We start from the raw sequence: 13,254 nt of genomic DNA, 5'->3' as shown, positions 1-13,254 counted from the left end.
AAGCGCCTGGCGCGCGTAGTGCGCCGTGGTGCCGGACATGCCGGCGGATTGCCCAAGGAGAATCCTGGTGGCGGAAACGCCGGTGTCGGCATGTGCGGGGGAGAACAAACACGTTGACAACAAGATCGGAAGAATTCGAAACAACCATCGAAGCTGCCCCGACATGCGATCTCCCCTTCACGGTGTTATACCGCTTCCGCTCCTGTCTCACCGGTGCGGATGCGAATGACCTGTTCGACTTCCTGTACGAAAATCTTGCCGTCGCCGATCTTGCCCGTGCGCGCCGCCTTGATGATGGCGTCGACCACCGGTTCCACCACGCTGTTGTCGACCACCACTTCGATCTTCACCTTGGGCAGAAAATCGACGACGTATTCGGCGCCGCGATACAGTTCGGTATGGCCCTTCTGACGGCCGAAACCCTTGACTTCGGTGACCGTCAGTCCGGTGACGCCGACTTCGGCCAGCGACTCGCGAACTTCGTCCAACTTGAACGGTTTGATGATAGCAGTGACTTGCTTCATGGCTATTCCCTCCTTATAAAATGTCGCAGAAAATCGAATTAAATCAATGAAAGTTTTTACTAAACACTCTTATTTATGCGCAAAGAGCAACGTAATGTTATTCGTGGAATCTTGACGTAATCGGATATCGCCAGTCGCGGCCGAACGCTCTGTGGGTGACCCGGATACCGACCGGCGCCTGGCGCCGCTTGTATTCGTTGATCTTGATCAGGCGCGTGATGCGCTCGATATCGCCCTTCTGGTAGCCGGCTCGCTCGATCTCGCCGATGCTGAGATTCTCTTCCATGTACATCTGCATGATGGCGTCGAGCACTTCATACGGCGGCAGCGAATCCTGGTCCTTTTGGTCGGGCCGCAGCTCGGCCGACGGCGCACGCGTGAGGATGCGTTCCGGAATGACTTCGGAAATGCTGTTGCGGTAAGCGCACAAACGATAGACCAGTGTCTTGGCGATATCCTTGATCACCGCGAAGCCGCCGGCCATGTCGCCGTACAGCGTGCAGTAGCCGACCGCCATCTCGCTCTTGTTGCCGGTGGTGAGGACGATGGAACCGTATTTGTTGGACAGCGCCATGAGCAGCGTGCCGCGAATGCGCGCCTGGATGTTTTCTTCGGTGGTGTCTTCCTTGAGTCCCTTGAACTCTTCGGACAAGGTGCTGCGGAAGGCCGAAAAACAATCGTTGATCGAAATCTCGTCGTAGCGGACCTTGATCCGTTCGACCATGTCGCGCGAGTCGATCCAGGAAATATCGGCGGTGTAAGGCGACGGCATCATGATCGCGCGCACCTTGTCGGCGCCCAGCGCATCGACCGCGACGGCCAGCGTCAGCGCCGAATCGACGCCGCCGGACAGGCCGATCAGCACGCTCGGGAAGCCATTCTTGCCGACATAGTCACGCACACCCAGCACCAGCGCCTGGTACACCTGCGCCTCGATCGACAGCGCCGGCGCCATCTGCGGATTGCGGATCTGCACACCGTCGAATTCGATGACCTGCAAATCTTCCTGCGCATGCGCCAGGCTGGCGACCAGCTCGCCGGCGATATCCATGGCGAAGGAATTACCGTCGAAAATCAATTCATCCTGGCCACCGACCAGGTTGGCGAACACCAGCGGCATGCCTTGTTTGGTGACGTTGTCGCGCATCACATCGAGGCGCAGCAACTGCTTGTTCATGTGGTACGGCGAACCGTTCAGGATCAGCAGGACTTGTGCGCCGGCTTCCTTGGCGCGGGCAGGCGCGCGCGGGAACCAGGTGTCCTCGCAGATGTTGATGCCGAATTTGGTGCCCTTGACGTCGAACACCAGCGGCGTCCCGTCCGGGGTGAAATAGCGCTTTTCGTCGAACACGCTGTCGTTGGGCAGTTCCAGCTTGCGATAGCTGCCGGTGATTTTGCCGTTGAGCAGGACCGACGCCGCATTGAAGCGCGCACCATCTTTGAGCGCCGGGTGGCCGACGACGACGTGCACGTCTTTCAACCCGGCCAGCTCGGCCGTCAGCGCTTGCAACGCTTCTTCGGTTTTTGCGTAGAATGCCTGACGCAGCAGCAAGTCTTCCGGCGGGTAACCGACCAGCGACAATTCCGGCGTGAGGACGATGTCCGCTCCCTGCGCTGCAGCGCGGCGTGCGAATTCGACGATTTTGTTGCGATTACCCGAGATATCTCCAACGGTGCTGTTGATCTGGGCGATGGCGACTTTGACTGACATGATGGCAACGAGTAAAAATGACGGTAAGAAAATGACGAAGAGTAAGGACGCAACACCTGTGCCGGGGAGCTGCACGCAGTGAACGCAGAGTCTCATTATCGCACGCGAATCATTTCTTCTCTGGCAGAAGTTGGCCAGCCGGCATGGGATGCGCTGCTTGCCGCCCAGGCCGGCGCCACGCCGTTTTTGTCCTACGCTTTCCTGCATGCGCTGCATGAAAGCGGCTCTGCCGCCAAGGACACCGGCTGGGAGCCGCAATACCTGACGCTATGGCAAGGTGATGCCTTGCAGGCTGCCTTGCCGCTTTACCTGAAATACCACTCCTACGGCGAGTACGTGTTCGACTGGGCCTGGGCCGAAGCCTATGAGCGTCACGGCCTGCCCTACTACCCCAAGTTGCTGTCGGCGATTCCATTCACGCCGGTCAGCGGCGGCCGGCTTCTCGCGGTTGACGACACCGCGCGCCAGGCGCTGGTGCAGGCGCTGCAGCAACTTCAGGAAGCGGCGCAGACGTCCTCCACCCACGTGCTCTACCCTCCGGCAGCAGAAGCGCAGACGCTGGCCGAAGCCGGTTTCATGCTGCGCAGCGGCGTGCAATTCCACTGGCATAACGAAGGCTACCGCGACTTCGCCGAGTTCCTGGCGACGCTGGAACGCAAGAAGCGCAAGAACATCCTGGCCGAACGGCGCAAGGTGGGCGAAGCCGGCGTCACGTTCCGCCATCTGCGCGGCGACGAAGCCGGCGAAGGCGACTGGCGCTTTTTCCACCGCTGCTATCGCCACACTTATGCGGCACACCATTCGACGCCTTACCTGAACCTCGATTTTTTCCTGCGCATCGCCGCCCAGATGCCGCAGCACCTGCTGCTGACCGTGGCCTATCGCGACGGCAAGCCTGTCGCCTCGTCGCTGGTGGTCTATGATGACGACGCCTTGTACGGCCGCTACTGGGGTGCGCTGGAAGAAATCCCCTGCCTGCATTTCGAAACCGCCTACTACCAGCCGCTGGAATTCTGCATCGACAACAAGATCGCGTGGTTCGAAGGCGGCGCCCAGGGCGAGCACAAGATGGCGCGCGGTTTCCTGCCGCAGAAAACCTGGTCGGCGCACTGGCTGGCGCATCCCTCGTTTGCCGACGCGGTGGAACGCTTCCTCGAACGCGAAGGCGGCGGCATCGACGATTACCTGAGCGAACTGAACGAACGCAACCCGTTTCGAGATACGGCTTGATATTCTACTTGCGATCCAACGCGACTTCGATCGGCACAAAAAAGCGCACCCTTGAGTGCGCTTTTTTATCGGCAATGCCTGGACTGCAGATTACTTGGCTTGCTGCTTCTTGTAGGCTTCGACGCCCGACAGGATTTCCGCCTTGGCCGATTCCGGGCCTTCCCAGCCGTCGATCTTGACCCATTTGCCCTTTTCCAGGTCCTTGTAGTGCTCGAAGAAATGCTGGATCTGCTTCAGGCGCAGTTCGTTCATGTCTTCCGGCTTTTGCCAGTGCGTGTAAATCGACAGCACCTTGTCGACCGGCACGGCCAGCAACTTGGCGTCAACACCGGCTTCGTCGGTCATCTTGAGCACGCCGATAGGACGGCAACGCACCACCACGCCCGGGAACAGCGGGAACGGCGTGATCACCAGCACGTCGACCGGGTCGCCGTCTTCGGACAGGGTTTGCGGAATGTAGCCGTAGTTGCACGGATAGTGCATCGCGGTACCCATGAAACGGTCGACGAAAATGGCGCCGGTATCCTTGTCCACTTCATACTTGATCGGATCGGCGTTCATCGGGATCTCGATGATCACATTGAAGTCGTTGGGCAGGTCGCGGCCGGACGGGACGTTATTCAGGCTCATGGTGCTTTCTCGTAAAGAAATGAAGGGATGGAAAAACCCAAGATTATAACGGCATTCAGGCCGCCAACCTCAATCTGCGCCGAATCCGGGCGCTCTTGAAAGCAGGCAATAAAAAGCCGCCGGGGCCTTGCGGCGACCCGGCGGCTCTTTTGATCGTGCAAAAACTAGCGGATCGCCGTCGCCAGCGCGCATTGCTTGTAATGCGCCGCAGCCTGTTCGTGCTGGTCGAGCGCATCATGCAGTTGCCCCAGGCTCAGGTGCGATTCGCGCACGGTGCGCGGCTCGAGGGCATCGGACAAGGCTTGCTCCAAATGCCGCTGGGCCTTGCCCCACAGCTTCTGGCGCAGGCAGAACATGCCCAGCGTCAGCGCCAGTTCGGCGTCGGTCGGACGCTTCGCCAGCCAGGCTTCACAGCGCTCGATCTGCGCCAGCAGCGCGGGCGAACCGGCTTCCGCGGTCGAATCACGGTAGGCGCGGATCAGGCGATCATCCCACTCGGCGGCCAATGCGCGTTCCAGCAGCGTGCGCGCTTCATCGTGCAGGCCGCGGCTGCTGAAGGCTTGGGCGGCCCGGGTGGCGATGTAAGGCTTCAGGCGATCGGCGTTGGGTATTTCTGCCCACAGGCGACGGATCGATTCCGCATCGTGAGACCGATCCGACAGCAAGGCATCGTAAGCCATTTCGCGCAGGCGATTGGACAAGGCCGGATGCAGCGCATTGCGCTTGTCCAGCGTTTGCACCAGACGCAGCACTTCGGGCCAGTTCTTGGCTTGCTGGTTGGCCTTGAGCGCCCATTGCAGCGCCTGGATGTGGCGTGTGCCGTTGGCATTGAGCTCATCGACGGTGTCGAGCGCGGCCTTGAACTGGTGATCGTCGACCAGCAATTCCAGCGTCGTCATCAGGCGTGCAGCCTTCAGGCCGTTGTCGCCGTCGGTGCTGGCCAGCCAGATGTCGCGGCGCTCGGTCTGGCGCATGCGGTGCGCCGCACGGGCACCGATCAGCGCGGCGATGCCGGCATTGTCGGGCAGTTCGGCGGCGCGCGTGGCGGCTTTTTCAGCGTGGCCGAAGCGGCCTTCGAAGAACGCTTTCAACGAATCGCGCAAGGCCTTGTTGCCGTCGTTTTCGCGCTTCTGGCGGCGATAGGCGATCACGCGGCCAGGCAGCTTTTGCGTCAGGCGCACGGCGCGGATCAGCACATATAGCGCGATGAACAGCACCACCACCGCGGCCAGGAAGAAGTTGAGCGACAAATCGACGCGGTACGGCGGATAGAACAGCACGACGTTGCCGGGATTGAAACGCGCCAGTACCGCCAGGCCGATGGCGGAAGCAAACAGGGTCAGGAGCCAGAGGAGAATTCGCATATTTCTGTCGTCTTAATTAACGCCGGCCTTTGTAGTTGCGCACCGCGTTGATGCTTTCGCTGAGCGTCGGCATCTGGATCGACAGGTTGCTGCCCTGGACTTGCTTCAACATTGCCTGCGTGGTCTGCACTTGCTTGGCGCGGGTGTCGAAGTACTTGGCGATGGTGTCTTGCGCCGCGGCCAGGTCGTTGCGGAACGCGAATTCGTTACGCGACAGCAGCGCCAAGCGTGCATTGAGCAGGCGCAGCTTGAGGTTTTCACGGGCGTAGTAAGCCTGAGTGGGCGACAGCAGCAAGGCGTCCGGCGTATCGACGCTGCGGATGCGCACCAGTTGCTTCAACTCGGTCCACATCTCGGCGCTGAAGCTTTGCCACTTTTCCTGCGTATCGGCCAGCCAGTCGCTCGACGATGCGTCAGCCGGTTGCCCCTTGCCGTTCGGCTTGGCGGCGGCCTTCGGCGCGGCGCGTACCGGTTGTTTCTTGGGTTCGGTCACCGACACCACCGGTTTTTCGTCGGACAGCAAAGGCATGCTGTCGATCTGGCCGATGATGCTGTCGAGGCGCACGGCGATACCGGGCACGTCGACGGTCGGCAAGGCTTTCAGGCGGTCCAGGTCACGCGCGATGGCGCGACGGATGGCGATGAACTGCGGCTTGTCGGAGCGCGACAGGCTCTTGTCGGCGTTTTGCAAGGCGATCAGCGCGCCCTGCACGTTGCCGGCCAGTTCCAGCTGCTGGCTGGCGGTCGACAGGACTTCTTCGATTTCCGACAGGGCCCAGTCGTCACGGTTCTTGGAGAGATCCTGATAGAGCTGCTCGAGCGCCAGTTGCTGGCTTTGCGACTCGGCCTGCTTGCTGTCGAGCACGCTGACCTTGGCTTGCAATTCCTTGGTGCTTTCCTGGACGGTCTTGAGTACGCCCTTGACCTCGGTGTTGGTCGCCGGTCTGCAGGCGGCGCGCGACTTCTTCGCGCAGGCTGCGGATTTCGCTATGCGACACCCACCACTGCGCCACGAGCACGATGGCGAGGATCACCACCAGCAAGGTCAGCAGCCGCAGGCGCTTTTTCAGCACGCCATTGTCCGAAGGTGTAAAGGAAGGGAGCACCATGCTCGCCTGCAGTCCGGGATCCGCTTTCGCGTCCGGCTGGTTCTGGTCGGGGGAGGATTGCAGTTCGTTCATGCAGGGGATTGTAACGCGGCAATCAGGCGTTCGTCCCCTGATCCGGTCACGGTCACATGGGAGAAACCCAGCGAGTGCGCTGTTTCAGCGATCCGCTGGTGCGAAACGATGATTTCATTGCGTTGTAGTTTTACCACACAGTCCTGTCCCAGCGCATCGGCCGTGATTTGCCGCAAGTTGCGCAAGGCCTCGGAACTGGTGACTACCCACTCGCTGCCGGCCTCGATCAGGCTGCGCAGGTGCGCCGCCTTTTCGGCGTCGATTTGCGGCAACAGGCGTTGATACGCCGTCACGTGTTCGACCTCGACTTGCCTGTCGCGCAGCATGTCGGTCAGGAAATCCCTCCCGGCCTGACCGCGCACGATCAGCACACGCTTTCCATGCAGCGCTTCGGGATCGAGCGCCTTGAACAATTCTTCGGAATCCATGCGCGCGCTGTTGCGCGGCGCGTGAATGGTGGCGTGGGCGTCGTCAACGCCGTGACGCCGCAGGGCCAGCCGGCTGCCTTCGCCGACAATGCCGATGGCGACGGCCTGCGGCCATGACGCAATGAACTGGAACGCGGCGTCGATGGCGTTGGGGCTGACGAACACCACCAGCGCATATCGTTCCAATACAGACAGCACGCGCCGCAGCTCGGTGCTGTCGGCCACCGGTGCGATTTCCAGCAAGGGGAAAATCACCGGCATGCGGCCGATTGCCGTCACTTGCGTGGCGAACGCGCCAGCCTGCGCCAAGGGACGCGTGATGACTACCGGCCTGGAAGCGAGCTCCTTCACGGCGTTCCCTTCGGTTCAGAGAGTAAAGATGGATGAGAGGAAGGCTGATACGCGGCTGTGGATCATTCAGCCGCGTCGGCCTCGGCCCTGCATGCCGCCAGGATTGCTTCGGCGCCCTGCGTCTGGAGCAAGTCGGCAATCTGCTTGCCCAGCGCTGCCGGCGCATCGGCCGGACCTTCGGCTTCGGCAGCCGCGACCTGCTTGCCGTCCGGCGTCGCCACCAGGGCGCGCATGTGCATGCGATCGCCGGCTATGGTGGCAAAAGCCGCCAGCGGGATCTGGCAGCTGCCGCCGAACGTGCGCGACAGCGTACGCTCCGCCGTCACTGCGCGGTCCGTCGCGAGATGGTTGATCGGCGCCAGCACGCGCTGCAAGTCGGTGCGCTCGGCCAGTATTTCGATCGCCATTGCGCCCTGTCCCGGCGCCGGCAGGCTTTGCTCGGGCGCGATGGCGGAGCGGATGCGCGACTCCAGGCCAAGGCGTTTCAGGCCGGCGACGGCAAGAATGATGGCGGCATAGTCGCCGCGGTCCAGTTTGCCCAGGCGCGTATCGAGATTGCCGCGCAACGGCTTGATGACCAGATGCGGATAGCGGGCGGCGATCAGCGCCTGGCGACGCAGGCTGCTGGTGCCGACCACGGCCCCGGCGGGCAATTCATCCAGGCCGGCGTAGTCGTTGGAGACGAAGGCATCGCGCGGATCTTCGCGCTCCAGAATGGCGCCCAGCACGAAACCTCCCGGCAGTTCCATCGGCACGTCCTTGAGCGAATGCACCGCAAAGTCGGCGCGCCCCTCGGCCATGGCGACCTCCAACTCCTTCACGAACAGCCCTTTGCCGCCGACCTTGGACAGAGTGCGGTCGAGGATCTGGTCGCCGCGCGTGGTCATTCCGAGGATGGTTATGCTGCACTGCGGATATAATGCAGCCAACCGGTCGCGCACATGTTCGGCTTGCCACATGGCGAGACGGCTTTCGCGCGAAGCAATGACCAGACTGGAGGGAGGAAATTCTTTCAAGACGGTTCTTCCGGTAGTCGCCGAGTCATCTGTGAAGATGCCCGGCGCATAAAAAATATAAAAAAGTGAGGCAATCAAGTGAGCAGATTCTAGCACGCAGCATCACTGACAGTTCGACCAGAACGCCCGACTTTCTCCTCTGAAAACCGTAGCAATTGTTGATCATGGCAACTAAACCAAAAACCCAAACCCCTGCTCGTTCTGCCCCTGCCCGTTCCGATAAACCTGCCGTCAAGCCTGCTGAAAAACGCGCCGTGAAACGCACCGAAAAGCCCAGCGCCGACAAAGACGCGCCGCTCAAGGAAGACATCCGCCTGCTCGGCCGTCTGCTCGGCGAAGTGCTGCGTCACCAGGAAGGCGACGCCGTCTTCGAAGTGGTCGAAACCATCCGCCAGACCGCCGTGCGCTTTCGCCGCGAATCCGACGCCAAGGCCGGCGCCGAACTCGACAAGCTGCTCAAGAAGCTGACGCGCGACCAGACCAACTCGGTGGTGCGCGCGTTCTCGTATTTCTCGCACCTGGCCAACATTGCCGAAGACCAGCACCACAACCGCCGCCGCCGCGCCCACTTGCTGGCCGGCTCGGCGCCGCAACCGAGCAGCGTGGCCTACGCGCTGTCGCGCCTGGACAATGCCGGCGTGTCGGGCAACACCGTGCGCAACTTCCTGTCCGAGTCGCTGATCTCGCCGGTGCTGACCGCACACCCGACCGAAGTGCAGCGCAAGAGCATCCTCGACGCCGAGCGCGAAATCGCCCGCCTGCGCGCGCGCATCGCCACGCTGTGGCAGACCCGCATGCTGCGTTACACCAAGCTGACGGTCGCCGACGAAATCGAAAACGCGCTGTCCTATTACCGCATCACCTTCCTGCGTGAGCTGCCGGCGCTGTACGACGACATCGAAGAGGAAATCAACGCCCAGTTCCCGTCGCGCTTACGTGCCAAAACCAGTTCGCGCACCGCGCCGGCGGAACTGCCGCCCTTCGTGCAGATGGGCAGCTGGATCGGCGGCGACCGCGACGGCAACCCCAATGTCAATGCCGGCACCATGCAGCATGCCTTGCAGCGCCAGTCCACGGTGGTGTTCGACTACTACCTGGAAGAAGTGCATACGCTGGGCGCAGAGCTGTCCATCTCGACCCTGATGGTCGACGCCAGTGCCGAACTGCTGGCGCTGGCCGACGCGTCGCCGGACAACTCCAACCATCGCGCCGACGAGCCTTACCGCCGCGCGCTGATCGGCGTGTACGCGCGTCTGGCCGCAACCGCGCGCCATCTCGGCGTGGTCAACATCCTGCGCCAGGAAGTCGGTGCCGCCGCACATTACGCCGGCCCGGAAGAATGCATCGCCGAACTGCAGGTGCTGGCCGACTCGCTCAACGCCAACCACGGCAGCGCGCTGGTCAAGCCGCGCCTGGCGGTGCTGAAGCGTTCGATTGAAATCTTCGGCTTCCACCTCGCCACGCTGGACATGCGCCAAAGCTCCGACGTGCACGAGCGCGTGCTCGGCGAACTGTTCGCCAGCGCGCAGGTCGAGCCGTCCTACGCCGGTCTCAGCGAAGAAAAGAAAATCGCCCTGCTGCTGGCCGAACTGGCCAAGCCGCGCCTGCTGTATTCGCCCTACCTGACGTATTCGGACGAAACCAATTCCGAGCTGACCATCCTGCGCACCGCCCGCGAAATCCGCCAGCGCTACGGCGCGCGCGCGATCCGCAACTACATCATCTCGCACACCGAAACCGCGTCCGATTTGCTGGAAGTGCTGTTGCTGCAAAAGGAAACCGGCCTGCTGCATGCCGACGCCAAGGACCCATCGAAGCTGTCAGAACTCGAGCTGATGGTGATTCCGCTGTTCGAAACCATTCCCGACTTGCGCTGCGCCGCCGACATCATGGAGCAATGGTTGTCATTCCCGCTGGTGGCGCCGCTGATCGTCAAACAGGGCAAGCTGCAGGAAGTGATGCTGGGCTACTCCGACTCCAACAAGGACGGCGGCTTCCTGACGTCGAACTGGGAGTTATACAAATCCGAAAACCGCCTGGTGGAATTGTTCAACCGCGCCGGCGTCAAGCTGCGCCTGTTCCACGGCCGCGGCGGCACCGTCGGTCGCGGCGGCGGCCCGAGCTACCAGGCCATCCTGGCGCAGCCGCCGGGCACGGTCAACGGCCAGATCCGCCTGACCGAGCAAGGCGAAATCATCGCCTCCAAGTTCTCCAATCCGGAGATCGGCCGCCGCAATCTGGAGCTGCTGGTGGCGGCGACGCTGGAAGCCAGCCTGATGCCGGAAACCACCGACGCCAAAGAGACCCGCAAGCTGGCGGAGTTCGAACGCGTCATGGGCGACCTGTCGGATCGCGCCTATCAGGCGTATCGCAATCTCGTCTACGAGACCCCGGGCTTCACCGACTACTTCTTCGCCGCCACGCCGATCGCCGAAATCGCCGAGCTCAACATCGGCTCGCGTCCGGCATCACGCAAATCGACGCGCCGCATCGAAGACCTGCGCGCGATTCCCTGGGGCTTCTCGTGGGGCCAATGCCGCTTGCTGTTCCCGGGCTGGTACGGCTTCGGCAGCGCGGTGTCGGAATGGCTGCAGGAAGGCGGCAGCAAGGAGCAATCCAAGCGTCTCGCCACGCTGCGTGCGATGTACAAGGAGTGGCCATTCTTCGCTGCGCTGCTGTCGAACATGGACATGGTGCTATCCAAGACAGATATGGCAGTGGCGTCGCGCTACGCCGGACTGGTCGCCGACCGCAAGCTGCGCAACGCGATCTTCGGTCGCATCGTGGGCGAGCATGAACGCACCAGCCAGCTGCTCGGTTCGATCACCGGCAACAAGGACCGCCTGGCGGGCAATCCCCTGCTGGCGCGTTCGATCAAGAACCGCTTCGCCTACCTCGATCCGCTGAATCACTTGCAGGTCGAGCTCATCAAGCGCCACCGCTCCACCGCGGCGTCCGGCAAGAAGGTCGAGGAACGCGTGCAACGCGGCATCCACCTGACCATCAACGGCATCGCCGCAGGCCTGCGCAATACGGGCTAAAGCCAGGCTCAGCGCTGCCCGCTCCCTGATGCCATCGCCGGCTTCAGGGAGCGATACTGCTCCATCCCGCTCCAAGCAGCATCAGGAAAATCACGATAGCAAGTTTTGGAGTGCGGCGGCATCATCGGCTGGTCAGGATAAGCACCTCTCACTATTGTCGGAAGCATCATGAAACCAGCCGATCTGTTGCGCCTGCTCGCACTGTCCGCCATCTGGGGCGCCAGCTTCCTGTTCATGCGCCTCGCCGTGCCGGAAATGGGCGCGCTCAATACCGCGTTCTTCCGCGTGCTGTTCGGCGCAGCCGGTTTGCTGCTGTTGCTGGCGATCTTGCGCGTAAAATGGCGTTTTCAGGGCAAGCTGCACGCCACAATGTTGCTGGGCGCCATCAATTCAGGCTTGCCATTCGTGCTGTTCAGCCTCGCCGCCAAAGTATTGCCGGCCGGTTACTCCGCCATCCTCAATGGGACTGCTCCTTTGATGGGCGTGGTCATCGGGGCGTTATTTTTTGGCGATACCCTGACGTCGCGCAAGGTGGGCGGCGTCATCCTGGGCCTGGCCGGCGTTGCAGTTCTGACAAGAACCGGACCGGTGGATTTCGATACGGCGACCGTTTTGGGTGCGCTGGCCTGCCTGCTGGCGACCAGTTGCTACGGCCTCGCCAGTTTCCTGACCAAGCGCTGGATCACTGATCGTGGCGGCCTGGACAGCAAGCTGGTGGCATGCGGCAGTCAACTGGGCGCGGTCGCGCTGTTGTTGCCGTTCTTTGCCGTCATGGCAGTGCTGGAGGACGGCCCCGCCGCCCCGCTACATGCCGGCATTGGTACGTGGTTTGCTTTATTGGCGTTGGGATTTGTATGTTCGGCGCTGGCTTACATTTTATTTTTCCGATTAATTGCCGATATAGGTCCTGTTAAGTCATTGACCGTCACCTTCCTGATTCCATTGTTCGGGGTCTTGTGGGGATGGCTGTTCTTGCAGGAACAATTGTCGTGGGCGTATGCCGCCGGCGGCGCCCTGATCGGAATGGCGCTGCTGCTGGTGTTGATGCCCGCGCGAGCCGGTGCAGGCGGGAATAAACAAAAGATTGACGGCAAACCCTCGGCAAGCTGACCTCATGCAGGTCGGCGCCAGGGTTGCCAACACAACAAGAGGAAGTTCATGGGTACCTGGGGTAAAACCATCGCATCGCTCTGTTTCGCAGGCGTGTGCGGACATGTTGCCGCTGCCGCGCCGACGGAGAAGGTCAAGGCATTGCCGCCGTTGCGCACCGAGCGCGTCGCGCTGACCAGCGTGGATTCGCCGGGCGGCAAGGCCACTGCCTTGTTCGGTTACTGGTTCAAGGGCAAAAGCAAATCCGACAAGCGGCCGACCATCATCGCCATGCACGGTTGCGGCGGTCTCTACAGCAGCGTCAACAAGGAAAAGATCGAATTCACGCCGCGCCATATCGCCATGGCGCGCGCGTTGACCGACGCCGGTTACAACGTCCTGTTCCCCGATAGCTTCACACCGCGCGGCCGCCGCTCGATCTGCCAGGAAAGCCTGCAGCAGCGCGAAGCCAGCAGCGCCAACCGCCGCCTCGACGTGCAGGTTGCCTTGCGCTGGCTGGCTACGCAGGACGACGTCGACTACGCCCGCATCGGCATGGTCGGCTGGTCGCATGGCGCCACCACCATCCTGTCGGCGTTGAACCTGGCGCAGACCGATGTCGCCGTACGCAAGGTGCAGCCGAAAGCGGCTGTGGCGTTTTATCCGACCTGCACGGCTTTTTCAAAAAA

At 61.9% G+C, this 13,254-nt stretch carries 10 protein-coding genes and 1 pseudogene; 4 read left to right on the top strand and 7 right to left on the bottom strand.

All coding sequences use genetic code 11. The features are described 5' to 3' along the window. Positions 1–185: 185 nt before the first annotated feature. Both HLUSI_RS0108200 and HLUSI_RS0108195 read right to left on the bottom strand, forming a co-directional pair. A complete protein-coding gene (locus HLUSI_RS0108200) occupies positions 186–524 on the bottom strand; it encodes a P-II family nitrogen regulator (RefSeq protein ID WP_007881397.1) in 339 nt (112 codons plus the stop codon). A gap of 97 nt (positions 525–621) precedes the next feature. Continuing rightward, positions 622–2,235 carry an NAD+ synthase gene (locus tag HLUSI_RS0108195; protein WP_016833512.1) on the bottom strand — a complete coding sequence of 538 codons (1,614 nt, stop codon included), beginning with the start codon at positions 2,233–2,235 and terminating at the stop codon, positions 622–624. A gap of 78 nt (positions 2,236–2,313) precedes the next feature. Between HLUSI_RS0108195 and HLUSI_RS0108190 the strand changes: the two genes are divergently transcribed. Continuing rightward, positions 2,314–3,465: a GNAT family N-acetyltransferase gene (locus HLUSI_RS0108190; protein WP_016833511.1), complete on the top strand. Its 1,152-nt coding sequence runs from the start codon at positions 2,314–2,316 to the stop codon at positions 3,463–3,465. 90 nt (positions 3,466–3,555) lie between these two features. Here the strand turns inward: HLUSI_RS0108190 and ppa are convergent, their stop codons facing one another. The 5 genes and pseudogenes from ppa to hemC all read right to left on the bottom strand — a co-directional run bounded on the left by ppa (position 3,556) and on the right by hemC (position 8,435). Beyond that, complete coding sequence (gene ppa, locus HLUSI_RS0108185) at positions 3,556–4,095, bottom strand: inorganic diphosphatase (RefSeq protein ID WP_016833510.1); 540 nt, start codon at positions 4,093–4,095, stop codon at positions 3,556–3,558. A 164-nt stretch (positions 4,096–4,259) separates the two neighbouring features. Further along, positions 4,260–5,459: a heme biosynthesis protein HemY gene (locus HLUSI_RS0108180; RefSeq protein WP_016833509.1), complete on the bottom strand. Its 1,200-nt coding sequence runs from the start codon at positions 5,457–5,459 to the stop codon at positions 4,260–4,262. Positions 5,460–5,475: 16 nt separating this feature from the next. Next, positions 5,476–6,640 (bottom strand): annotated as a pseudogene (locus HLUSI_RS27635) (uroporphyrinogen-III C-methyltransferase). Continuing rightward, positions 6,637–7,419 carry a uroporphyrinogen-III synthase gene (locus HLUSI_RS0108170; protein WP_029363283.1) on the bottom strand — a complete coding sequence of 261 codons (783 nt, stop codon included), beginning with the start codon at positions 7,417–7,419 and terminating at the stop codon, positions 6,637–6,639. Before HLUSI_RS0108170 ends, HLUSI_RS27635 begins: the two are co-directional and overlap by 4 nt. 62 nt (positions 7,420–7,481) lie before the next feature. Further along, positions 7,482–8,435 carry a hydroxymethylbilane synthase gene (hemC, locus tag HLUSI_RS0108165; protein ID WP_016833506.1) on the bottom strand — a complete coding sequence of 318 codons (954 nt, stop codon included), beginning with the start codon at positions 8,433–8,435 and terminating at the stop codon, positions 7,482–7,484. 164 nt (positions 8,436–8,599) lie between these two features. On the opposite strand from hemC, the gene ppc reads away from it, so the two are divergent. The 3 genes from ppc to HLUSI_RS27630 form a co-directional block, all read left to right on the top strand. After that, the gene (gene ppc / locus HLUSI_RS0108160; RefSeq protein WP_029363282.1) at positions 8,600–11,476 is read left to right on the top strand and encodes a phosphoenolpyruvate carboxylase; all 2,877 of its coding nucleotides are present in this window, start codon (positions 8,600–8,602) and stop codon (positions 11,474–11,476) included. Between the two features lie 168 nt (positions 11,477–11,644). Then, positions 11,645–12,586: a DMT family transporter gene (locus HLUSI_RS0108155; protein ID WP_016833504.1), complete on the top strand. Its 942-nt coding sequence runs from the start codon at positions 11,645–11,647 to the stop codon at positions 12,584–12,586. Positions 12,587–12,634: 48 nt separating this feature from the next. Beyond that, a partial coding sequence (locus tag HLUSI_RS27630) for a dienelactone hydrolase family protein (RefSeq protein ID WP_016833503.1) occupies positions 12,635–13,254 on the top strand: 620 nt, incomplete at its 3' end.

This window comes from Herbaspirillum lusitanum P6-12 (assembly GCF_000256565.1).
GTDB lineage: Bacteria > Pseudomonadota > Gammaproteobacteria > Burkholderiales > Burkholderiaceae_D > Herbaspirillum > Herbaspirillum lusitanum.
This window is presented reverse-complemented; position numbering and strand designations above follow the sequence as displayed.

Excerpts from the sequence above, each read along its gene's own strand:
- HLUSI_RS0108180 (WP_016833509.1), bottom strand. The coding sequence starts at position 5,459 with ATGCGAATTCTCCTCTGGCTCCTGACCCTGTTTGCTTCCGCCATCGGC.
- HLUSI_RS0108195 (WP_016833512.1), bottom strand. The coding sequence starts at position 2,235 with ATGTCAGTCAAAGTCGCCATCGCCCAGATCAACAGCACCGTTGGAGAT.
- HLUSI_RS0108200 (WP_007881397.1), bottom strand. The coding sequence starts at position 524 with ATGAAGCAAGTCACTGCTATCATCAAACCGTTCAAGTTGGACGAAGTT.
- ppa (WP_016833510.1), bottom strand. The coding sequence starts at position 4,095 with ATGAGCCTGAATAACGTCCCGTCCGGCCGCGACCTGCCCAACGACTTC.
- HLUSI_RS0108155 (WP_016833504.1), top strand. The coding sequence starts at position 11,645 with ATGAAACCAGCCGATCTGTTGCGCCTGCTCGCACTGTCCGCCATCTGG.
- ppc (WP_029363282.1), top strand. The coding sequence starts at position 8,600 with ATGGCAACTAAACCAAAAACCCAAACCCCTGCTCGTTCTGCCCCTGCC.